At 71.7% G+C, this 459-nt stretch carries 1 pseudogene; it reads left to right on the forward strand.

Annotated features, from left to right (window positions below):
- A pseudogene (locus AACY45_RS28465) lies at positions 1 to 459 on the forward strand (hypothetical protein); the annotation flags it as partial.

A 459-nucleotide genomic window follows, 5' to 3' on the forward strand; every position in this document is an offset into this window, starting at 1 on the left:
TTGCTCGATATCGACGATTTGGCGCAGGGTGGCAGCGAGCCCAGCCCCGAGGGGCTGCGCGATGCGGCGCTGGCCGCAGAAGATGCCGCGCGGGCAGTGGCGGGCGTCACCAATAGCGAGGGCGGCTCTGCCAGCGCCTCGCGCTCGATCTGGGCGCTCGCCACCAGCCACGGCTTTGCCGCCGCTTATGCCGCGACCGGTTATGGCCTGTCGGCCAGCGTACTGGCGGGCGAGGGCGGGGCGATGGTGCGCGACTATGCCTATAGCTCGGCGCGCCACTTGCGCGCGCTGGAAGCGCCCGAGGTGATCGGCACGCGCGCGGGCGAGCGCGCGGTCGCCCGCGTCAATCCCGGACGGCTTGCCAGCGGGCCGATGACGGTGGTGTTCGATCCGCGTGTGGGCTCCAGCCTGCTCGGGCATCTGACCGGGGCGATTTCGGGGCAGGCGATTACGCGCAAG

Source organism: Pseudomonas sp. RA_35y_Pfl2_P32 (assembly GCF_963970735.1).
In the GTDB taxonomy this organism is placed as follows: Bacteria; Pseudomonadota; Gammaproteobacteria; order Pseudomonadales; family Pseudomonadaceae; genus Aquipseudomonas.